Genomic DNA, 21,765 nt, shown 5'->3' on the forward strand with positions numbered 1-21,765 from the left:
TTGCACTCGACGTTGAATTACGTCAGTCCGATGCAATTTGAACAAGACTGGCACGCCGCACAGCGAAAGGAAGCGGCATAATAAGTGCTCGGTTAGCGGATACGAAAATCGAGGGCAACGTCATGCAAACTCAATGATGGAATCGGCTGAATACGCATACCACGCCAGCGCGATCCCGGAGAAAACCCGCGCCTTCCGTGGTACAGTGACCATCAGTTACCTTGTCAATTCGGCGCGCGTTTGGCGTTGACGGATTGCACGGAAAGCCTTATTCCACGGTCGATACAGAGGGGTTCAAATCCTCTCGCCCCGACCAAAGATCAAAAAGGACTTACGGTGAAAGCCGTGAGTCCTTTTTTCGTTTGTGTGCGCCGTTTTTGCGCGAGGTTGACGGTGTGTGCCTAACCGCCCCCTCAACCCGCTGACATCCTCAACGCTGCAAAACCGCTCACAATGAGACAGTCATCACCCAACTAATCGGGAGCGACTGGCAACGACATCCGAGCCTCGCGCACAACGATCATTTACATTTTTCGCTCCCGATCGCTTTGCGCATGCGCTCGGTTTCGGCGGTTTTACACATCGAGACTGCGGTGGGCAGCATGGACCCGTTGCCCCATTCGTCCGACGCCGACCTCGTACAGTTGGTGTCGCGGCGTTTTTTCCAGGCGGCGATCTTTCTTTCGAGCGCCGTTCTGCAGGCCGTCGACGTGCCGGCCATCACGTCCACGACTTGCTGCTCCAGTCTCTGTTCCGCGATGATCTGGTCGCGCCATGCACAGAGATTCATGCCGGTTTGATCGGCTTCGCAATTCGATTGGGCTGCGGTGATCTCGCTTGTGGGCAGTCCACTTCGATTCGCGATTTCGTCGACCGAAGCGGCGCGGGTGGCCAGCGCGGAAGTGCTGCCAAGCGTTAGTGTCACGACAAGGCATTTCATCGCTGTACCCGCGTGAGGAACGGCGCAGCTTCTTCGCGTCGGCGATTTATCAGGCCGGCTACGCGTACCGCGGGCAGGCGTCTGCCATTGGCGTCGCGCGGATGGACATAAATGTTCTGCTTCCCGACCGCGCTTTCGGCAGCCTGGACCGCTGCTGCTAGCTGGATTTCTATGTCCGCCAGTGTCACCGGGCGCTGGAATTGAGCCGCTGTACATGGGCCAAAGTGCACAAGCGTGCCTATACCGTAGGTGCAATTATTTGCACTGTCGTTGTAATAGCGCAAGACAGCTCCCTCGCGCAGCCGAAAAGCGGTCAGTCCTGTACTGCTCAGTCTCTTTGATTCGTTTGGCATGATCAGCTCTCCGAAGTTCTATGAGAGCAATCTAGCAGCAGTTTCAAAGAAATTGGCGCTTCGCAATCAATTCGGGCCTTCGCCCATATGGCGGCTTTTGTCTCTTTCGAGATTGGAATGCAGAGGATCACAAACTTCTGTTCGTCTCTTCCAGGTCTGTAGTCGTCCACACAACTATCAAGCAACCCCCTCGCCAAAAAACCGCTCCAGACAATAGTCCTCATCCCCACGCTGATGATCGATCATCACCAACCGCTTTGCGTCGTGCCCGAGCGGCAACTCCCCCATCATGCCGATCCCGCCTGATTACCGCCACCGTGATTGGCAAGCAGCTACGGCTCGCCGCGTGCCGGCGCGACGCGCGTCACGAACTACTGCTTGAACCGACGATCATTTCGGAGAATTTCCTGGTTTTGCGCCAGGCGGTGCTGGCCGGTCTCGGTATCGGACTCGTGTCCGGCTACGTGGCGCAGGACGATGTGAAGCGCGGCGCCGTGCTGAGCGCGCTCGATGCCCCGCCGCTCAGCGTCTTCGCCACACACATGTACTTGCTGTACATGCCGAACCGGCATCAGACACGCGCGGCGGCGACGTTCATCGACTTCATGCTGGAGCAGGCGCGGGTCTCAGGCAGCGGCGGCGTGAACTGACGCTGCGAACTCACACGCCGAGTTTGCGCACGATGGCCGTCGTGACCATCGGCACGCCGACGCGCAGCAGCTTGCGCACGCCTTCGTCGCTGCCGACTTTCTGCACCACGTTATCGATCATCGTCTGCATCACACTCGCGGGGTAAAACTCGCGAAACATCCCGTTCGCGCCGATTTGCTCGAACACGTGATGCAGGAAGGAGCCATCCGGTGGCCCGATGCGCTTGAAGAGTCCCATCTTGACGATGCGGTTGTTCCACAGATGCAGCGTGTAGGCATCGGAACAGAGCGCTTCGCATTCGTCGAAATAGCGCGGCAGGAACACCTTGTAGTAATCGTCGAAATGCACCGGATAAAACAGGCTCTCGGGAAGACCGGCCTTCACGCCATAGACGGCGGTCAACAGACGCGGGCCTGTGTCGCCCCACTTCAGTGCCGTGCCTTTCATCGCCTCGACCCGTTCGATCAACTCGTGCAGGCGCGGCTGATCCGGATCGAGCCGCAGCATCGCGGTGCAGATGCTCGACGGCGATTCCCGGCCGATCAGGTCGCCCTTGGCGTTGAGATCGAAATCGCGCAGCAGCAGCATGTCGGTATCGACCCAGATCTCGTCGGTCTTCGTGAACATCGCGAAGCGGAAATAGTCGGTGAAATGCTGCATCGACGGCACCCCGTGGATCGGGAAGTCGTTCAGCGAGTCGCGTGGCAGTATCGTGCTCGCGTCCTTCGCGATCACGCGGGGCGGCAGATTGGCGACCGGCTCGTAGCTATAAAGCGAGACTTCGCTGCCGTACAGCATGAACGAATCCAGACACGCGATTTCATAGGGAGAAAGTTCGGGACCGTGCCAGAACGATGCGAATCTTGCCTTGCGCATAGGTCATCCGGGGAAGCGATCATGCGGCGCAACATGCGCGCCGAGCCTGTCTACGATGCTAGACGCGCGCGGTACAGGTCTGATGTAAAGGGCTCGAATCGCACAGGAGTTGTCGCGAATCGTCGAGGACTTCGCACCGCGCGGGCGAATTTGGGCGGAGAAATGTCGTACATGCTGAATCCAGCAGCGCCCGCCGATGCGTCAACGAAGCGGCGCAAAGACGTGGGCTAAACTGCGGAACGCCGGGCCTGCGCGCCAGTGCAGCAAGCATCGGGCCATGCACCGCGCCGTGCCATGACAAAGACGATATCGAGGAGAGACGATGAACCTCGACGGCGAGACTGATGAATCGCTGACGGCCAATTTCGCGTGGCGTATTCCGTCGCGCTACAACATTGGCGTCGATACGTGCGACAAATGGGCCGACGGATCGGGGCGTCTCGCGCTGATCTACGAAGATGCCGACGGCCGTGCGACCCGCTCTACGTTCGACGAACTGAAAGCGCTGTCCGAGCGCTTCGCCAATGCGCTGCTTGCGGCGGGCGCGCGGCGCGGCGAGCGCATCGGCATCTTCCTGTCGCAATCGATCGAAACGGCCATCGCGCATCTCGCCGCGTATAAGGCCGGCATGGTCGCAGTGCCGCTGTTCGCACTGTTCGGCGTCGACGCGATCGAGGATCGGCTCGGCGACAGCGGCGCGGTCGCGCTGATCACCGATCAAACCGGCGTGCACAAGGTCGCTGAAATTCGCGGTGCACTACCCGAATTGCGGCAAGTGTTCAGTGTCGATATCGAGCAGGATGCCGAAGCATCGGGAGCGGCGGTGCGCTCGTTCTGGCATGCGTTAGATAGCGCTGCCGCCGATTTCGCGCCGATCGATACCGCCGCGGACGATCCCGCGATCATCATCTATACATCGGGCACGACCGGCAAACCGAAGGGCGCGTTGCACGGGCATCGCGTGATCTCGGCACGCGTGATGCGGACGGCTTCATTCGCTTCGTCGGCCGCGGTGACGACGTCATTACGAGCGCCGGCTACCGCATCGGCCCGGCGTCGACTGAAGATTCGCTGCTGCGTCATCCGGCGGTCTCGATGGCGGCCGTGGTCGGCGCGCCCGATCGCGAGCGCACCGAAATCGTGATGGCGTTCGTCGTGCTGAAAGCCGATTTCGTCGGCGACGATGCGCTCGTGCGTGAGATCCAGCAGCACGTGAAGACGCGTCTGGCCGCGCACGAATATCCGCGCGAGATTCGCTTCGTCGAAAGCCTGCCGATGGCGGCGACCAGCAAGGTGATCCGCAAGGCCTTGCGCGAGGCGGTGACGCATGAAGCGCATACGCTCCCTCCGGCAAGAAACTGAGTCTGCTACGATGGCCGAACCACGATGAAAGCCACAGCGGAGATACTCGATGCGTCCGGAAACTGCAATTCGTTTCGAGCAGGAATTCGCGCCGCGCATCGCCGAGGCGATTGCCGCATGCTTCGCCAAGACCGTGCACACCGAGGTAGTGCCGCGTGACGCGCAAAGACAGCCCACCCGCGTGCGGATTCATGCGGCGCCGCTCGAAGAACTCGGCCATTACCCGCATCCGTTGAATCTGTATCTGACCTGGGACAGCGACGAAATAGAAAGGCTGATGGGTGAGCAGGGTTCGGCGCGTTTCGCCCGATATCTCGCTGCGCTGCCTCGCAAGCTCAATGCCTGGACCCAGGCGCGCGAACTCGATTTCCTCACGCATACGCAGGGTGAGCCGGTCGCGTTGATCGGCGGGCTCGATTTCGAATCGTAGGTGCGCGCCTTCGCCCGCGTTCGCCGGCGTGCGCTATCGACTGCTGTATGAAAAACGGCCGCTGCGCTCGAAGAGCCAGCGGCCGTTGCTTTGACAGAGCGGGGCGAGCGCGACGCTCAGCCACCCAACGCCGGATCGCTCATGCTGCTATTGCCCGTCTCCACGTGACCGGCGAAGCGACGCGCGAACGTCGAGTCCGTATCGACTGTGATCGTCAGATCGTACCAGCCATGAGCGTTGCGCAGATCGAGGTACAGGTTATCGGTGTCGCCGCCGCGCACCGAGTGCCTGATCACATGGCTCGCGTCGTACGCATTGTCGATCGTGAACTGGCAACGCGCGCGGCCGAGGTTCTCGAGTCGCAGTTGCAGATTGCCGTTCGCGACGTCGTAGCCTTCGGCAACGGCCGGTCGCGCCGTATCCGGACCATCCCACGCGCTTCGCGCGACCATCTGGCCCGCGAAGCGGCGCAGGAAACCATTCGGGCCGTGCACGCTGAAGTCGTAGCTGCCATCGGCATTGAGCGGCAGCGTGTCCTGCAGATGCTTGCCCGCTTCGACGGTATAGCTGCGCGGCGCGTCGGCGCTATTCGCCGCGTAGACGAGGAACACCGCGCCCGCGCGGCCCGTGTTGACGAAGCGCAACGTCAGCTTGCCGTTCGAGCCTTCGTCGGCGCGCACGAACAGTTCGTACGGCAACGCGCGCGCCGGACGCACGCCGGGCTCCTGCCGCGGCAGCGTCTGCAGCGCCGGCGGCTGCGGCACGTAATCCTGATGACGGTTCTGGTCGGGCGGCACATAGCCGCTCGTACCCGGCAGCGACGGCACCGACGCGTTCGGATTGGCGAAGTTGAATGCCGAGGTCAGATCGCCGCATACCGCGCGGCGCCACGGCGTGATGTTCGCTTCGCCGAGATTGTGCTGCTCGCCGAAGCGCTTTTCGATGAAGCGGATCACCGAAGTATGGTCGAACACTTGCGAGCACACGTAGCCGCCTTTGGACCACGGCGAGACCACCAGCATCGGCACGCGCGGTCCAAGCCCGTACGGCGCGGCGACGTTCTTCTGATCGCCGGGATAGATTTCGTGCGTGATGTCGACGGTCGACAGACCATCCGAGCTCGATGCGGCCGCGAACGGCGCCGCGATGTGATCGAAGAAGCCGTCGTTTTCGTCGTAGTTGATCAGCAGTACGGTCTTGCTCCACACGTCGGGATTCGACGTGAGGATCTGCAACACCTGATCGATGTACCACGCGCCGTAATTGGCTGGCCAGTTCGGATGCTCGCAGTAAGCTTCGGGGGCGACGATCCATGACACCTGCGGCAGCGTGCCGTTCTGCACGTCGCGCTTGAGGATGTCGAAGTAGCCTTCGCCGTTCGCGGCGTTGGTGCCGGTGCGCGCATTGTCGTAGAGCGGGTTGCCCGGTTGCGCGTTGCGGTACTGGTTGAAATAGAGCAGCGAGTTGTCGCCGTAGTTGCCGATATACGCATTCTGGGTCCAGCCCCATGAACCGTTCGCGTTGAGCCCGGTGCCGACGTCCTGATAGATCTTCCACGAGATGCCCGCGTTCTGCAGCACTTCGGGGTAGGTCGACCAGCCGTAGCCGAGTTCCGAATTGTCAATCACCGGGCCTCCGCCGCTGCCGTCGTTGCCGACCCAGCCGCTCCACATGTAGTAGCGGTTCGGATCGGTCGGGCCCATCAGCGAGCAGTGGTACGCGTCGCAGATGGTGAATGCGTCGGCGAGCTGATAGTGGAAGGGGATGTCGTCGCGCGTCAGATAGGCCATCGTGGTCTTGCCCTTCGACGGCACCCACCGATCGTTGCGCCCGCGGTTCCACGCCGCGTGCGTGCTGCCCCAGTCGTGCGGCAGATCCTGCAGGAATTGCAGGCCGAGGTTCGGCGCGGTGGGGTGGAACGGCAGCACGTACCCGGCACCGGCGGCGTCGGCGGTGAGCGGCTGATACCACACCGGCTGACCGTTCGAGAGATTGATCGCGCGCGTGTCGCCGAAGCCGCGCACGCCCTTGAGCGTGCCGAAGTAGTGGTCGAACGAGCGGTTCTCCTGCATCAACACGATGATGTGCTCGACGTCGCGGATCGTACCGGTGCGGTTGTTGGCCGGAATCGCGAGCGCATTGCGGATGCCGGGCGGCAGCATGCTCAGCGCGGTGAAGGAACCGGCAGCTTGCGCAGCCGAGCGGAGAAAATCACGGCGATTTTTTGAGGTCATGGTTGTGGCGTTGATCTTCGGTGGAGGAAAAAGGCACGGGGACAACGGACTGCGGTGCTGAAACGGCGCTGCTGCGCCGGACGCGCGAAGGCTAGCCGCCGCGCGCGGCGCGATTCTCAATCGACGGTATGGATGACGGGCCTCGCGAGCGGCGGCGACGTGGCGGACAGCGCGGTGCCGGCGTCGGATGCGGGTGCTGCGGGTGTCTGGATCGTCAGCGTCGGCGGCGCGGAGTCGGCCGGGGGCGTGGCGATCGATGGGTCGCCGGGGTTGGCGGCGGAATGTGCCGTAGAACTGAGTGTACTTGTGCTGGCGGCTGGGTCGTCGTGGCTGCATGCAACCGTGAGCGTGCACAGCACGATGACCGCCGCTGCGCCATTCAATCGTTTGCGCCGCGGGGCGCGCATTGGGCTCGACAAGAAAGGCATGGCACTGTCTCCGGGCGGGGAAGGGATGCCTCGCCATCGAGGTGCCGAGGTCAGCGATGCAGCAGCATAATCGCCGATCCGTGTAATTTTTATGAAGTATCCGACAGCGGTGAAGCGCCGTTTATGGCTGTGCTCGGACGAACGCGGCGATGGCGTCGTTCAGCGCGGCGGGCGCGTCGCGATGCGGTGAGTGTCCGCATGCGTCGAGCTTCACGAGTTGCGCGTGCGGCACGCGTGCGGCGATCGTGTCGATCTGCGCCATCGTGCCGTAGTTGTCTTCATGGCCCTGGATCGCGAGCAGCGGGCGACGGATCGGCGCGAGCGCGTCGACGATCGACCACCGCCTGAAGGCCGGATCGAGCCAGATATCGTTCCAACCGTAGAACGCGGAATCGACGTCCGCGTGATAGCGGGCGAGCTTGGCGCGCAGATCGGTGGATTCGTAAAGCGCTTTGGTCTGCGCGATGCCTTGCACCGAGAGGTCTTCGACGAACACATGCGGTGCGATCACGACCGCGCCCGCGAGCGCCTCGGGATACAGCGCCGCGTAGAGCAGCGCGATCGAGCCGCCGTCGCTATGGCCGATCACCCACATGCGCTGGCGTTGCCGAAGTTCGATAGCGAGCGCGTCGAGCAGAGCGGGGAGGATATCGCGCGCCTGCACGCTCATGAAGTCGACCGGCCATTTTTCGTGTGCGGCACGCGGTGTCGAGAGTCCGTAGCCAGGCCGCGAATAGACGAGTCCGCGCATGCCGAGCCGCTCGCATAACGTCTGCGGCCAGTCGCGCCACATCGCGATCGAGCCGAGACCTTCGTGCAGGAAGACCACGAGCGGCGCATCGTCTTCCGGGGCGTCCGGTTGTTCGTTGACCCAGCGGTATTCGATGCGCAGCGGCCCATGCGACGCGGTCGCCGGCAGTTCGGCGAAGCGGCTCGCGCCGCTCGCGGCGGAAGTGGCAGGGGCGGTAGCATGGTTCTGCATCAATGAATGACCTATGAGAGTTCGCTCGGCTTGAAGCGTTGAATCTGACCGGTGGCGGTCAGCTCAACGCCGCGTGGGTACTTGTCCGGCGCAAGCCGTTCCTCGACGAAGGCCTTCAGTTTATCCGCGAGCATCCCGGACGGCACGAACTCGCGCCTGAGCACGACCAACGCGCGTTTTCTTGCGATGGCTCCAGTACATGACCGCCGCGCGCACCGCTATGAAAATCGCGGTCGGTTTGCTACAGTCGGCCCACGCAGCTGGCCGCCCGCCGGCTCCGTCCTTCCACACAGCAGTCCGCCACCGACGCAGCCACTCAGCCGGAGCCGTCCGATGAAGCCGATTCGTTCACTCGCGCTGATCGCGCTGATCGCGCTGTTGCACGCCGCACTGGCGCATCCGGCGAGCGCTGACGATCTCGCGCGGATCAAGGGATCGGGCGTGTTCCGGATCGGCACCGAAGGCACTTACGCACCGTTCACCTACCACGACGACGCCGGCAAGCTGACCGGCTTCGACGTCGAACTCGCGCGTTCGATCGCGGAGCGACTCGGCGTCAAGGCGCAATTTATCGAAGGCAGATGGGAAGGGTTGATCGGCGGTCTCGACGTCAATCGCTACGACGCGGTGGTCAACGAGGTCGCCATCACCGACGAGCGCAAGCTCAAATACGATTACTCGGACCCGTACATCACATCGCACGCGGTGCTGATCGTCGCCTCGGACAACACGACGATCCGGTCTTTCGATGATCTGAAGGGCCGCAAGTCCGCCAACACGCTGACTAGCAATGTGGGCAGGATCGCGGCGGCGCACGGCGCGCAGGTGATCCCGGCGCGGGGCTTCGACGAATCGATCGACCTGCTCGTCTCGGGCCGCGTCGATGCGACCGTCAACGATTCGTTGTCGTTTCTCGACTACAAGAAGCGCGCGCCGGACGCGAAAATCAAGGTCGTCGCGGTCGATACATCGCCCGATGGCAGCGACAAGTCCGCCGTGCTGATCCGCAAGGGCAATCCGAAGCTGCGGGTGGCGATCAACGACGCGCTCGCCGGCATGAGAAAAGACGGTACGTATCAGCGGATTTCGCTGAAGTACTTCGGCAGGGACGTGTTTCAGTGAACATCGGCCGACGCCGGCCCGGATGAATCGGCATCAAAAAAGAAGGGGCGTCGAAACGCCCCTTCCGTATTGCTGTCATCGTTGCGAACCGGCGGCGCACCGCCTGTTCAACACTGCCGACCCGGGCCTTAAACCGTCGCGTCGCTGAGCGCGGCGTCGAAGAAACGCGACTGTGCGTCCGCGTTCATGCGTGCATAAGCGCGGTTGACGCCACTGATCACCGCGCGAATCGACGCGGTGATCAGGTTCGCATCGACGCCGACGCCGAACGCGCTGCCGGCCACGTCGGCACCGGCCATTTCGGCGATCGCGATCGCGCGCGCATCGGCGCCTTGCGTGAGCGCGCGTTCCTCGTAGTGCTGGACGCGCACGGGCACGTCGAAGGCGTGCATCAGCGCGTCGAGCGGGCCGTTGCCGGCGCCGGCCAGCACGCGCGGCGTACCGTTGATTTCGACGTTGAGCTTGATGTGCTCACGGCCGTCGTGTTCGGACAGGCTGTGGCTGATATAGCGGACCGGCTCGGCCGTGCGCACGTATTCCTGCTGGAACAGTTCCCAGATCTGCGCGGGCGTGACTTCCTGGCCGCTGTCGTCGGTGTAGCGCTGCACAGCCGAGCTGAAGTCGACCTGCAAGCGGCGCGGCAACACGACGCCGTAGCTCTGCTCGAGCAGATACGCGATGCCGCCCTTGCCCGACTGGCTGTTCACGCGAATCACGGAATCGTAGGTGCGGCCGAGGTCGCTCGGATCGATCGGCATGTACGGCACTTCCCAGATCGCGTCTGGCTTCTGCGCGGCGAAGCCCTTCTTGATCGCGTCCTGGTGCGAGCCCGAAAACGCGGTGAAGACCAGATCGCCGACATACGGATGACGCGGATGCACCGGCAACTGCGTGCATTCCTCGGCCGTGCGCGCGACTTCGTTGATGTTCGAGAAATCGAGCCCGGGGTCGACGCCCTGGGTGTACAGGTTCAACGCAAGCGTGACGAGGTCGACGTTGCCGGTGCGCTCGCCGTTGCCGAACAGACAACCTTCGACGCGATCCGCTCCCGCCATCACCGCGAGTTCCGCTGCGGCGACCGCCGTGCCGCGATCGTTATGCGGGTGGACGGAGACGATCAGCGAGTCGCGGCGTGCAAGATTGCGGTGCATCCATTCGATCTGATCCGCGTAGACGTTCGGCGTCGCCATTTCGACGGTGGCCGGCAGATTGACGATCGCCTTGTGCTCGGGCGTTGGTTGCCAGATGTCGAACACCGCGTCGCAGACTTCCTTGGCGAATTCGAGTTCGGTGCCGCTGAACACCTCGGGGCTGTATTGCAGCGTGAAGTGCGTTTCCGGCTGCGCGTCGGCGAGGCGTTTCATCGTGCGCGCGGCCTTCTGCGCGAGTTCGATCACGCCGCTCTTCTCGAGACCGAACACGATCTTGCGGAATTCCGGCGCGGTTGCGTTGTAGAGGTGGACGATCGCGCGTGGGGCGCCGCGCAAGGATTCGAACGTACGCTCGATCAGATCGTCGCGTGCCTGCGTGAGCACTTCGATCGTCACGTCGTCGGGAATATGGCCACCCTCGATCAGTTCGCGCACGAAGTTGAAATCGGTCTGCGACGCCGATGGAAACGCGACTTCGATTTCCTTGAAGCCGATCTGCACCAGCGTCTTGAACATGCGCATCTTGCGCTCGGCGTTCATCGGCTCGAACAGCGCCTGGTTGCCGTCGCGCAGGTCGGTGCTCATCCAGATCGGCGCGCGCGTGATGGTGCGCGACGGCCACTGGCGATCCGTCAAATTGATCGGCTTGAACGAGCGGTACTTGGTAGAAGGGTTTTTCAACATTTTCATCATCCGGGGGAGAGACCGTGGAACGGGTGTCGACCGGACGACGAAAACGCGATACTGGGCCGCCGGTCGGAAACCGGGGCTGGGTCAGTTACTGGGGATTCAAGCGATGCTTCGGTGTATCAGAGGGAAGCGGACGCGCGCAGCAGCAGACCTAGCCCGGTAGAGCGGGCTAGTAGTAGCGATAGGATGGTCTGGGCGCGGTACATAGGGCGCAATGGGAACATATTATTGAGAAAGCGTCAAGGGCCGCGCCGGGGCCATGTGGCGTTTTTCGATTCACTGTGAAGGAGATGGAAATGAAAAGGGTAGCGAAGATATCGGGCGTCGCGCGGCTCTGCGCGTGCGCGGCATTGGCATGCGGGTTCGCCGGGCAGGTTGGCGCGCAGGGGCTCAGCGCGCAGAACGACATGAACGCGCCGCAGAACAGCACGCGTCTGATGCCGCAGGCGGCGTGCGGCAGCGAGTATCCGACGCATGGCAACCAGCAGGCGGGCGAACTGAATCTGAATCCGGCCGATCCGCGCGCGCAACTGGTCAACTGCTTGCCGAACAACGCGAACGGGGGCGGCTACGGCGCACCGCTGGCGGGCGTGCGGACTTATGTGCAGCCGCAGCAGCCGGCGAATTGAGATCGGAGAACCGACGCCGCCGCTCGGCCGCTCACCCGCCGGACAAAACCCGCAGCGTATCGTTGCTTACGATCACCGACACGCCGATCCCGACCAGGATCGGCGGCAGCACTGCGGATCCGTACCGCCGGATCGGCGCGCCGAGCAGCGGATGGTCGACGAGCCACGTCGCGCCCGCGCACCACAGCCCGATCATTACGATGAACACGAGCGAAACGAGCGCGTTTTCGGCGGGCGTACGGTTCGCGTACAGCGGCACGTAGACGGCGATGTTGTCCGAGCCGTTGGCGATCGCGACGCTCGCCACCGTCCAGCTCGATGAGCCGCCGGTTGATGGCGGCGCGGATGCACGGATCTGCTCGCTATCGTTGCGCGGCGCATGGCCGGGACCGAAGCGCTGCCATGCCTTGTGCAAGCCCACCGCGATCGGCAGGAAGCCGAGCACGCCCGCGTAGCCGGCCGGCAGGCGCGCGAGCAAGGCCGCGAGCACGAGCGCCGCGGCGACGAGGATCAATGATCCCGCGTACTGTCCCGCGATGACGCGGCCGCGCCGCGCGCCCGTTTCGCTCAGAAACGCGAGCAGCACGAACAGGTTGTCGATATTGGTCGCGGCGTACGCGGCGATCGCGAGTAGGACTAGGCTGAGCATCAAGAAGCGGGGGTCGTCAAGATGGAGAGCCGCCCGGAATTCGCCGCTCGGTGCGGCCGACTCCACGGCCGGCTGTGCCGCCAGGGGCGCGCCGGTCAACACGATGCCGATGTGCCGCGCCAAGGTCAAGCGGCAGGCCGCAGCAAGGCTGGGCGACGGGAGTCGTAAGCTACAATGACCGGCGCCTGGAACAACGGAACATCGATGAAGATCCGGATTCTCTCTTTAGCCTGTGTCGCGAGCGCCGCTGCGCTGCTGGCGGCCTGCACCATCGTGACCCGTAACTCTGGCGCATGCGAGCAACTGATGCGCAGCAAGCTGGCGGAGACGTCGTCGGGGATGTCGCCGGATACGCTGCGAGTCACGCATCGCGCGGCTGCGATTCGCGGCTCGCGGGTCGTAGTGGAGGGCACGATCGCGCATGTGGTCAGCGCGTCCGGGACGGCGGCATCCACGCCGAAGAAGGTCAGCACGCCGGCCGCCGCCGAGTGCACGTTCCACGGCGAGCAGCTCGACGTGTTCCGCTGGCTCGCGCCCCCACAGTTGGCCACGCCGGTCGCGCAACCGGCTGGCGCGGCGGGCTGAATTCGAGCGCACCCACTTCGGCCTCGGTCGCACACCGCGCCGAAGGGTATTGCAGCCGCGCCAAGGGCTGCTGGCGCGGCAGCTTCCACTGAGCGATTCGCGGGCAAACCCCAGTTTTTGCACACACCTCGCCGGGACCGGTAAAATGTTGGGTTGATCCACGGAAACTTGCCGTGGCGTAGCGGAAGGATTCCCCGAACATGACTGATCTTCGTCTTACCAAGCGGTTTGCAGTAATGCTCGTGGCAGGCGGTCTGGTCGCCGGCTGCGGCACCTCGTCGCCGACCAAACTCGACTACCGGAGCGACTCCCGTTCGAAGCAGGTATCGCTTGCCGTACCGCCGAACATGATCGACGAGACGGCCGATCAGCGTTCGCTGCCGCCGCAAGGCGGTGAAACCTCGCTGTCCACGCTCAAACAGGTGCAGGCGCAGGCGCCGGCCGGAGACGCGGTCTCGGTCGTGCCGCCCGTGCAGGGCATCCACATCCAGCGCGACGGCACCGAAAGCTGGCTCGTGCTGGACAACAAGACGCCCAGTCAGGCCTGGCCGCAGATTCGCCGCTTCTGGCAGGAGCAGGGCTTCCTGCTCGTCGTCGACCAGCGCGACAAGGGCGTGATGGAAACCGACTGGAACGAAACTCACGCGCAGATCAACGACGGCTTTATCCGCAACACGCTGTCGAAGGCGATGGGCAACAGCTACGTGAGCTCGGAGCGCAACAAATTCCGCACCCGTCTCGAACCGGCGCCGAACGGCGGCACATATGTGTTCGTCAGCCAGAAAGGTATGCGCGAGGCGATTACCGGCACGAACAATGAGTCGACCCAGTGGCAACCCAAGCCGAACGACCCGGCGCTCGAGCAGGAATATCTGAAGCGTCTGATGGCCTCGCTCGCGCGGGCCGAGTCGGGTACCAACGCGGGCGGCGCGCAGAACGCCGAGCTGTCGCCGGCGGGTGCGCAGATCGCGCCGAACGCGGCGACGGCGGGTGCAAAGTCGGCGGCGGCGGCAGTCGCGGCGCAGAACGTCGTGCTCTCGGCTCAGCAGCCGCTGCCTGAAGCCGATTCGGCGACCACGCCGGCGCAGGAGGTCTCGTCGACCGAGCTCACGCTCGGCGAGCCGTATGACCGCGCGTGGCTGCGCGTGGGTCTCGCGCTCGATCGCGGCAACTTCACCGTCGACGACCGCGACGTGAGCCGTGGCCTGTACTTCGTGCGCTACGTCGATCCGAAGGATATGTCGTCGGCCGAACAGGGCTTCTGGAGCCAGGTCTTCCACGGCAGGAAGGAGAAGGTCGCGAAGCAGTATCGCGTGAACGTGCGCGCGGTGACGCCGAACGAGACTCGCGTGGCCGTGGTCGACGACAAGGGGCAGATCGACGAAAGCTCGCAGGCCAAGCAGATCATGAGCCTGATGGCCGGTCAGTTGCACTGACCCGAGAGCCTCGCGGCCGGTGCCGCCGGTTCGACAAAACCGCCCGGAGAGATCCGGGCGGTTTTTTTGTGCCTGCGGTTTGCCTGGACGCCACGGACCGGCGCAGCCGGGAGCCGTTCCCGTGCGCTCAGGTATCCGCGCGCCGCGTGCCCATCCACGGCAAGTGCTTGATCACGCCGGTCGCCAACGCGGTGCCGACCAGAATGACCGCGCACCCTTCGAGCATGCCGGGCGACACCGTCTCGCCGAGAAAGAGCGCGCCCCACAGAATGCCGAAGATCGGAATCACGAAGGTCACGGTGATCGCGCGCGTCGGCCCGGCGACCGCAATCAGGTGGAAGAACAGCATGTAGGCGACGCCGGTGCAGGCAACGCCCAGCGCGATCACTGCGCCCCACGCGCGCAGCGAGATCGGCGCGGCGGGCCAGTAAATGACCGCGAGCGGCAGCAGCACGACCGTCGCGCCGATCATCGTGCCGGTGGCGACGGTGAGCGCGTCGACGCCAGTCAGGTGACGCTTCGTGTAGTTGGCGGCGATGCCGTAGAGCAGCGTCGCGCCGAGCGCGGCGGCCGCCGCGAGCGCGACGCCCAGCGGCGAGGCGGACGAGCCCGCCGGCGCCGCAATCTGATCCCATACCAGCATCAGCACACCGAGAAAGCCGACCAGCAGACCGAGCGTGCGCAGCGCGCTCAGCCGGTCGCGCAGCCACAGGAAGCCGACCAGCGCGCCCCACAGCGGCGCGCATGCGTTGATCACCGACGTGACGCCCGCCGACAGCGTCAACTCGGCATACGCGAACAGGCAGAACGGCGCCGCCGAATTGAGGATGCCGACCACGAAGAGCGGCAGCGCACGCGTGCGCAATACCGTGGCGGACTGATGCAGCGGCCGTCGCGCGATCAGCACGATCGCCAGAAAGAGTGCGCCGATGCCGACGCGCAACGCCATCAGCGGTGCGACGCCGAAGTCGGTCACGCCGACGCGGATGAACAGGAACGACGCGCCCCACAGGGCGGCGAGAATCAGCAGTTGCAGGAGGTTTCTGGTTTTCATTGGAATGGCGCCGCGCGCAGTGGAGTCGGGACGTCGGCACATCGTAACAGCGCGAACGCGTAAAACGTTTCAGCGTGGAATGAAACGGCAAGATCCGGGAGACGGCCGCGTGTGGTCATGCCGATCGTACGCGCCGCGAAGGCATGCGCCAAACGAGCAATTCTCACCGATATGTGAGAAAAATTGCGATCCGGCGAAGCGGCAATGGAGACGAGACTTTAAGCGCCGCCCGCGATGCGCGGGCGGCCATGCCAAACGATGCGAACCGCACTGCGCCGTCATCGGCGCGCACTCAATGCGGAATCATCCACTGCAGGAGGTTCTGCTGCGCCCAGACGAGCACGCCGAGCAGTACCGTCAGCAGAATCGAATGCTTGAAGGTCCTCGCGAACACGACACCTTCCTTGCCCTTCAGGTCAGTGGTCGCCACACCGGTCGAAATGTTCTGCGGCGAGATCATCTTGCCCATCACGCCGCCCGACGAATTGGTCGCCGCCATCAGCACCGGACTCAGATTGAGCTGTCTGGCCGCGACCACCTGCAGATTGCCGAACAGCGCATTGCCCGAGGTATCGCTGCCCGACAGGAACACCGCGACCCAGCCGAGAAACGCCGAGACGAGCGGAAACACCGGCCCGACCGACGCGACGCCGAGGCCGAGCGTGTAGTTGAGTCCGGAGTAGTTCATCAGGTACGCGAGGCCCACGATCGTCGCCACGGTCAGGATCGCGATGCGCGTCTGGACCCACGTATCGGAGATCGCCCGGCCGAACTCAGCGGGAGAAAGCCGCACGACGAATGCCGTGATGAGTGCCGCGACGAGGATCGCCGTACCGGTCGCGAGCGGCTGGAAGTCCCAGACCGCGCCGTACGGCGCGTTGTACAGCGTAATGAACACGGCCTTGTCGAGACCCGGCCACGGCACCTTGATGTCGCCGATCGTGAAGATCCTTGCGAGCGTCCAGACGATCACGACGACCGAGACGATGATCCACGGATACCAGCCCTGCGCGCCGCCGATCTTGCCGCGCACTTCGTTGACGCGCTCGACGTTGATCGCAAAATTCGGATCGACGGCGGGCTTCCAGACGCGCAGGAAGGCGACGGTAAGAATCAGCGAAACCAGCGAAGACAACACGTCGGTCAGGCTGTAGTTGACATAGTTCGAGACGACGAACTGCGTCAACGCGAAGCTCAGTCCCGACACGAGCAGCACCGGCCAGATCCGCAGCATGTTGCGAAAACCTGCGTACACGCCGATCACATAGAAGGGCAGCAGAACCGCAAAGAAAGGCAATTGCCGCCCGACCATTTGGGCGAGCACGTTGGACGGCAGATGCGTGACCGCGCCGAGCACCGTGATCGGCACGCCGAGCGCGCCGAACGCGACCGGTGCGGTATTGAAGATCAGCGAAAAGGTCAGCGCTTCGAGTGTCGGGAAGCCGAGCATGATCAGCAGCGAACTCGTGATCGCGACCGGCGTGCCGAATCCTGAAATGCCCTCGAGCAGCGCGCCGAACGAAAAGCCGACCACGACGAGCACGATGCGCCGGTCGTTAGGCAGGTTGTCGATCATCCACAGGCGAAAGGCCGCGAAGCGGCCTGAGCGTTGCGCGATGTTGTACAGCAGGATCGCGGTGAACACGATCCACATGACAGGCCAGAGCGCGAACACGACGCCAGCGGCGACCGAGTTGAACGCGAGCCCGACCGGAAACTGCCAGACGAAGATCGCCACGACCAGAGCGATGATCAGCCCCGCCAGCGACGCCTGCCAGGCAGGCCTGCGCGCCCAGCCGAGCAGCGCGAGCACGGCGATGATCGGCAGCGCGGCGACGATAAACGACAGCAAAAGCGAATTGCCAACCGGAGTGAGCAGTTGATGGAACATCACGTCTCCTTCGTTGTTGTGTAATTCGACGCGGGGGACTCGCATGACGGCGCGTCGCCGTGGCACGGCGCACGCACGCAGGTGGCCCGGGGCAAAGCGACGCCGCCTGAGTTTGAGTTAAGCGAGTGCTGCATGAGCTTTCCAAGGATAGAGCGCCATATTGGCGCGTCAAGCCGGGAAAGTACGCGGGGTAGGCGCGAGCGCAGGCGGTATGCGCTGAAAAATCGCGCACGCTTCGCGGCGGGAGAGGCCGCGTCAATGCCCGTGGCCACCCCCATGGCCACCGCCGTGGCCACCCCAATGGCCGCCCCAATAACCGCCGAAGCCGATCGCGATCGACGGTCCGTAAAAGGCGGGGTAGCCGTAATAGGCGGGGTAAGGATAAACAGGCGGCGGATAGTAGGCAGGATAGACCGGCGGCGCATACGCGGGCGCGGGGAGCGCGTAAGCGGGCGGCAGATCCTGCGGCGCGGCTTGCACCTGCCCCTGTGCGTCATGCGGCTGCTGTGTATTGGCCGCCGGTGCGTTCGGGTCGGCGGACGTCGCGGGTGCGGTCGAATAGTACGACGTGTAATAGCCGGCGGGATAGTAGCCGACCGGGTAATAGCAGCCCGCCAGCAAGAGGCTCGAGGCGAGCGCGGGGAGCGTGGCGGCGGGTCGTGCGAACCTCGCGAAAAAACGGGACGAACTGTGTGGCGTCGAGCGGCACACCACGCAAAGATGGGCGACGACGCGGGACTTCATGGCGCGCTCCTCGATGAACCGATGCCGCTTCTCGTGACATCGTTATCAAAAGCTTACGCTTCTGCCGCGGCGGCGCTGTGGCAAAACGGCAACCGCGTATTTCAGTCTGTTTCAACGCGGTTTGTGGCGGCGAGGGCGCACGCCACACTCCGCCCTTGGCGGCTCGAATCGTGGTCCATCCAGATCGTTCGTTATCCTGTATGAATCGCTCACTTGCCGACCTGGTTGCCGATGACGCCGCCAACCGCCGCGCCACCGAGCGTGGACCAGCCGTTGCCGCCGATCGCCGCGCCGGCCGCGCCGCCGACACCCGCGCCGATCGCGGTATCGCGTGTGCGTGGGGACATGTCGCCGCATGCCGCGAGACTCGCGACGAGTGAAAGGGCAACTGCGAGTGTGCCAAGGCGGCGGCCGAGTTGACGGATCGATTTCATGATGCCGACTCCGATCGTTGTTGGAGACCAGTGTTTCCCTTCTCCCAGCACGCAACGTGCCTGCAACGCAGCGAAAAACAAAAAGCCCGCCATGCCGGCGGGCTCGATATTGCCGTGCCGGCTTGCGCGAATCGCGCAAGCCGAACTTTGCCGCTGGTTGCCGCTTATTGGCGCTGATAGATTTCCGCGCCCTGCTTCATGAACTCGATCGACTTCACTTCCATGCCTTTCTTCAGCGCTTCGTCGTCGGTCACGCCTTGTTGTGCGGCGAACTCGCGCACGTCCTGGGTGATCTTCATCGAGCAGAAGTGCGGGCCGCACATCGAGCAGAAGTGCGCGACCTTGGCCGAGTCCTTCGGCAGCGTCTCGTCGTGGAATTCGCGTGCCTTGTCCGGGTCGAGACCGAGGTTGAACTGGTCCTCCCAGCGGAATTCGAAGCGCGCCTTGCTCAACGCGTTGTCGCGCACCTGCGCCCCCGGATGGCCCTTCGCGAGATCGGCGGCATGCGCGGCGAGCTTGTATGTGATGATGCCGGTCTTCACGTCGTCCTTGTTCGGCAGGCCGAGGTGTTCCTTCGGCGTCACGTAGCACAGCATCGCGGTGCCGAACCAGCCGATCATCGCAGCGCCAATGCCCGAAGTGATGTGGTCGTAGCCCGGCGCGATGTCGGTCGTGAGCGGCCCGAGCGTATAGAACGGCGCTTCGTCGCACCAGTCGAGCTGCAGGTCCATGTTCTCCTTGATCAACTGCATCGGCACGTGGCCCGGGCCTTCGATCATGACCTGCACGTCGTGCTTCCACGCGATCTGCGTCAACTCGCCGAGCGTCTTCAGCTCGCCCAGTTGCGCTTCGTCGTTGGCGTCGTAGATCGAGCCGGGACGCAGACCGTCGCCGAGCGAGAAGGCCACGTCGTACGCCTTCATGATTTCGCAGATCTCTTCGAAATGCTCGTACAGGAAGCTTTCCTTGTGATGCGCGAGACACCACTTGGCCATGATCGAACCGCCGCGCGAGACGATGCCGGTCATCCGGTTCGCCGTCAGCGGCACGTATTGCAAACGCACGCCCGCGTGAATCGTGAAGTAGTCGACACCCTGCTCAGCCTGTTCGATCAGCGTGTCGCGGAAGATTTCCCACGTCAGATCCTCGGCCTTGCCGTTGACCTTTTCGAGCGCCTGATAGATCGGCACCGTGCCGATCGGCACCGGGCTGTTGCGAATGATCCACTCGCGCGTTTCATGAATATGCTTGCCGGTCGAGAGATCCATGACCGTGTCGCCGCCCCAGCGGATCGCCCACGTCATCTTGTCCACTTCCTCGCCGATCGACGACGTCACCGCGGAATTGCCGATGTTCGCGTTGACCTTCACGAGGAAGTTGCGGCCGATGATCATCGGCTCGCTTTCCGGGTGATTGATGTTGTTCGGGATGATCGCGCGGCCGCGTGCGACTTCCTCGCGCACGAACTCCGCCGTGATTTCGGTGAGGCCGTTCGGACCGAACGCGCTCGCGCCGAACGCCTGCCCGGGGTGCTGGCGGCCCATCATCGCGGCGAGCTTGGCACCGTTCGGGCCGCTCGTCTTCAGGCTTTCCAGATACTCGGCGCGGCGCTGGTTCTCGCGAATCGCGATGTATTCCATTTCCGGCGTGATGATGCCTTGCTTGGCGTAGTGCATCTGCGTCACGTTCTTGCCGCCGATCGCCCGGCGCGGCGTGCGATGCAGGCCCGGAAAGCGCAGCTGCGCGGTGGCCGGATCGGCGGCGCGCTCGCGGCTGAAGCTGCTCGACAGACCGGTCAGCGGCTCGGTGTCGCCGCGCTCCTCGATCCACGCCTGACGCAGCGCGGGCAGACCCGCGCGGATGTCGATCTTCGCGTCCGGGTCGGAATAGGGGCCCGACGTGTCATACACGTAGATCGGTGGATTCTTTTCGCCGCCGAAGCTGTCGGGCGTGTCGGCCTGCGAGATTTCGCGCATCGGCACGCGGATGTCGGGGCGCGAACCCGTCACGTAGACCTTGCGCGAATTCGGCAACGGCGCGACGGCCGCCTCGTCCACGTGGGCTTCGGCGGAAATAAACTTCGGATTGGCGTTCATGTGAGTCTCCGTACAAAGTGGGGCGGCTAAGCAGGAGACTGAGATGGAAGTGGTCGGAAATCGCGCAGAGGTGAGGCTGTAGAGGCTGGGGGGCGAAATCCGTACGCTTCCCTGCGCTGGCATTATCCAGATCAGGTTCAAAGGGTATTTCTCACCCACGCAACACGGACCTCCAGCTCCGCGCTACGCAGGACCCCCGCGTTAGCAGCGCACACGATACACTGCGCGCCCGCTGTTTGGCAACCTGGCCTGCCTAAATGGCCCAAAAGATCATTTCGGTTGCAATCAGATATGTCCTATTCTTGTTTTGAGATTGCGTTGGACGGAACAACTTACATCGAAGGAACAGTCGGCTTACAGCGAAAAATTGTCTGCGGCTTCGCCGCGGCGCGCGCGACGGCCTATGCGGGGGCAATGCGTTCAAGCCACCCAAAAGATTGCCGTTAAAACCTCTGCAATGAAGGCCGCACTCCGGCGAAGCGATTCGCGGGATGGCGCGTGAATGGCGCGAGGCGACTCGAGCCGATTGACAGGAGAGGGGCGCATGAAAGCAAAAATAAGGCGGTGGCAAACGTTAGGCCGCACAGTCGCGGTGGCGGCATTGCTCGCCACACCGCTGGCGGTGCCGGCGGCATCGGCGGCGACGGGCGGGGTGATCCGTTTCGTGGGGATGGTCGTCGCACCGCCGATGCAGATCAACGTGGATACGGCGCCCGTTGGCGTCGCTGTCGATAGCGCGAGCGTCGGGGGGCAGCGCTTCTCGCGCACGGTGACGTTCAGCGCGTCGCCGGGCGTCGTCAGCGGGGCGGATGTCGCGCTGGAAGTGAACGGCAACACGCCGTCGCGCGATCTGGTGGCGGCGCGTTTCGTCGACGGCGCCGGGCGCGTCGAGTCGGCGCGCGACGGCCACTATGCGGTGGATCGCGCGGGCGGCGTGCTGTCGCTGAACGCAAAGCGCACGGATATCGACACGCGCGTGACGGTAGTGGTCAGTTACAACTGAGTCGCGGGCGAGCTTTGGCAGGCTC

Annotated in this window: 19 protein-coding genes, 4 pseudogenes and 1 riboswitch; of the genes and pseudogenes, 9 read left to right on the plus strand and 14 right to left on the minus strand. The window is 63.8% G+C overall.

Annotated elements, in window-relative coordinates; translation table 11 throughout:
• Positions 1–520: 520 nt before the first annotated feature.
• The 3 genes and pseudogenes from LJ655_RS26400 to LJ655_RS26410 all read right to left on the minus strand — a co-directional run.
• Positions 521–940, minus strand: coding sequence for a lysozyme inhibitor LprI family protein (locus tag LJ655_RS26400; RefSeq protein ID WP_230564113.1), 420 nt, complete (start codon positions 938–940; stop codon positions 521–523).
• Positions 937–1,293 carry a hypothetical protein gene (locus LJ655_RS26405; protein WP_230564114.1) on the minus strand — a complete coding sequence of 119 codons (357 nt, stop codon included), beginning with the start codon at positions 1,291–1,293 and terminating at the stop codon, positions 937–939. The genes LJ655_RS26400 and LJ655_RS26405 overlap by 4 nt, the downstream gene beginning before the upstream one ends.
• A 177-nt stretch (positions 1,294–1,470) precedes the next feature.
• Positions 1,471–1,596 (minus strand): annotated as a pseudogene (locus tag LJ655_RS26410) (pimeloyl-CoA dehydrogenase small subunit); the annotation flags it as partial.
• Here LJ655_RS26410 and LJ655_RS26415 point away from each other — a divergent pair.
• Positions 1,596–1,943 (plus strand): annotated as a pseudogene (locus tag LJ655_RS26415) (LysR substrate-binding domain-containing protein); the annotation flags it as partial. The pseudogenes LJ655_RS26410 and LJ655_RS26415 sit on opposite strands and share 1 nt — an antisense overlap.
• Before the next feature lie 10 nt (positions 1,944–1,953).
• Here the strand turns inward: LJ655_RS26415 and LJ655_RS26420 are convergent.
• Entirely contained in the window at positions 1,954–2,820 is an 867-nt protein-coding gene (locus LJ655_RS26420) for a hypothetical protein (protein WP_230564115.1), read from the minus strand.
• A gap of 322 nt (positions 2,821–3,142) precedes the next feature.
• Here LJ655_RS26420 and LJ655_RS26425 point away from each other — a divergent pair.
• Positions 3,143–4,182: pseudogene (locus LJ655_RS26425) on the plus strand (AMP-binding protein).
• Positions 4,183–4,231: 49 nt separating this feature from the next.
• A complete protein-coding gene (locus tag LJ655_RS26430) occupies positions 4,232–4,612 on the plus strand; it encodes a DUF5594 family protein (protein WP_230564116.1) in 381 nt (126 codons plus the stop codon).
• 116 nt (positions 4,613–4,728) lie between these two features.
• Here the strand turns inward: LJ655_RS26430 and LJ655_RS26435 are convergent, their stop codons facing one another.
• Positions 4,729–6,846, minus strand: a complete 2,118-nt coding sequence (locus LJ655_RS26435; RefSeq protein ID WP_230564117.1) for a phosphocholine-specific phospholipase C — start codon at positions 6,844–6,846, stop codon at positions 4,729–4,731.
• Positions 6,847–6,978: 132 nt separating this feature from the next.
• Between LJ655_RS26435 and LJ655_RS26440 the strand changes: the two genes are divergently transcribed.
• Positions 6,979–7,344, plus strand: a complete 366-nt coding sequence (locus LJ655_RS26440) for a hypothetical protein (RefSeq protein ID WP_230564118.1) — start codon at positions 6,979–6,981, stop codon at positions 7,342–7,344.
• A gap of 51 nt (positions 7,345–7,395) precedes the next feature.
• Here the strand turns inward: LJ655_RS26440 and LJ655_RS26445 are convergent, their stop codons facing one another.
• Complete coding sequence (locus tag LJ655_RS26445) at positions 7,396–8,256, minus strand: alpha/beta fold hydrolase (protein ID WP_230564119.1); 861 nt, start codon at positions 8,254–8,256, stop codon at positions 7,396–7,398.
• An 11-nt stretch (positions 8,257–8,267) separates the two neighbouring features.
• Positions 8,268–8,432 (minus strand): annotated as a pseudogene (locus LJ655_RS26450) (benzoate-CoA ligase family protein); the annotation flags it as partial.
• A gap of 157 nt (positions 8,433–8,589) precedes the next feature.
• On the opposite strand from LJ655_RS26450, the gene LJ655_RS26455 reads away from it, so the two are divergent.
• A complete protein-coding gene (locus tag LJ655_RS26455; RefSeq protein WP_230564120.1) occupies positions 8,590–9,378 on the plus strand; it encodes an amino acid ABC transporter substrate-binding protein in 789 nt (262 codons plus the stop codon).
• Between the two features lie 128 nt (positions 9,379–9,506).
• Here the strand turns inward: LJ655_RS26455 and leuA are convergent, their stop codons facing one another.
• Positions 9,507–11,213, minus strand: a complete 1,707-nt coding sequence (leuA, locus tag LJ655_RS26460) for a 2-isopropylmalate synthase (protein WP_230564121.1) — start codon at positions 11,211–11,213, stop codon at positions 9,507–9,509.
• A 302-nt stretch (positions 11,214–11,515) separates the two neighbouring features.
• On the opposite strand from leuA, the gene LJ655_RS26465 reads away from it, so the two are divergent.
• On the plus strand, positions 11,516–11,848 hold the full coding sequence (locus LJ655_RS26465; protein ID WP_230564122.1) for a hypothetical protein: 333 nt from the start codon (positions 11,516–11,518) through the stop codon (positions 11,846–11,848).
• 31 nt (positions 11,849–11,879) lie between these two features.
• Here LJ655_RS26465 and LJ655_RS26470 read toward each other — a convergent pair whose 3' ends face one another.
• Positions 11,880–12,497, minus strand: a complete 618-nt coding sequence (locus LJ655_RS26470; protein ID WP_230564123.1) for a cadmium resistance transporter — start codon at positions 12,495–12,497, stop codon at positions 11,880–11,882.
• Positions 12,498–12,701: 204 nt separating this feature from the next.
• On the opposite strand from LJ655_RS26470, the gene LJ655_RS26475 reads away from it, so the two are divergent.
• On the plus strand, positions 12,702–13,082 hold the full coding sequence (locus LJ655_RS26475; RefSeq protein WP_230564124.1) for a hypothetical protein: 381 nt from the start codon (positions 12,702–12,704) through the stop codon (positions 13,080–13,082).
• A 200-nt stretch (positions 13,083–13,282) separates the two neighbouring features.
• Positions 13,283–14,518, plus strand: a complete 1,236-nt coding sequence (bamC, locus tag LJ655_RS26480) for an NlpB/DapX family lipoprotein (RefSeq protein ID WP_230564125.1) — start codon at positions 13,283–13,285, stop codon at positions 14,516–14,518.
• Between the two features lie 127 nt (positions 14,519–14,645).
• On the opposite strand, the gene LJ655_RS26485 is transcribed toward bamC, so the two are convergent.
• From LJ655_RS26485 to thiC, 5 genes are all read right to left on the minus strand, one after another.
• A complete protein-coding gene (locus tag LJ655_RS26485; RefSeq protein WP_230564126.1) occupies positions 14,646–15,572 on the minus strand; it encodes a DMT family transporter in 927 nt (308 codons plus the stop codon).
• 292 nt (positions 15,573–15,864) lie between these two features.
• Complete coding sequence (locus LJ655_RS26490; protein ID WP_230564127.1) at positions 15,865–17,463, minus strand: L-lactate permease; 1,599 nt, start codon at positions 17,461–17,463, stop codon at positions 15,865–15,867.
• A 255-nt stretch (positions 17,464–17,718) separates the two neighbouring features.
• Positions 17,719–18,207, minus strand: coding sequence for a hypothetical protein (locus tag LJ655_RS26495; protein ID WP_230564128.1), 489 nt, complete (start codon positions 18,205–18,207; stop codon positions 17,719–17,721).
• Between the two features lie 209 nt (positions 18,208–18,416).
• On the minus strand, positions 18,417–18,641 hold the full coding sequence (locus LJ655_RS26500) for a glycine zipper 2TM domain-containing protein (RefSeq protein WP_230564129.1): 225 nt from the start codon (positions 18,639–18,641) through the stop codon (positions 18,417–18,419).
• Between the two features lie 164 nt (positions 18,642–18,805).
• Entirely contained in the window at positions 18,806–20,737 is a 1,932-nt protein-coding gene (gene thiC, locus LJ655_RS26505; RefSeq protein ID WP_230564130.1) for a phosphomethylpyrimidine synthase ThiC, read from the minus strand.
• A gap of 90 nt (positions 20,738–20,827) precedes the next feature.
• Positions 20,828–20,945, minus strand: a riboswitch (TPP riboswitch).
• 336 nt (positions 20,946–21,281) lie between these two features.
• Here thiC and LJ655_RS26510 point away from each other — a divergent pair.
• Complete coding sequence (locus LJ655_RS26510) at positions 21,282–21,740, plus strand: hypothetical protein (protein ID WP_230564131.1); 459 nt, start codon at positions 21,282–21,284, stop codon at positions 21,738–21,740.
• Positions 21,741–21,765: the final 25 nt, after the last annotated feature.

The organism is Paraburkholderia translucens, from assembly GCF_020881035.1.
Taxonomy (GTDB): domain Bacteria; phylum Pseudomonadota; class Gammaproteobacteria; order Burkholderiales; family Burkholderiaceae; genus Paraburkholderia; species Paraburkholderia translucens.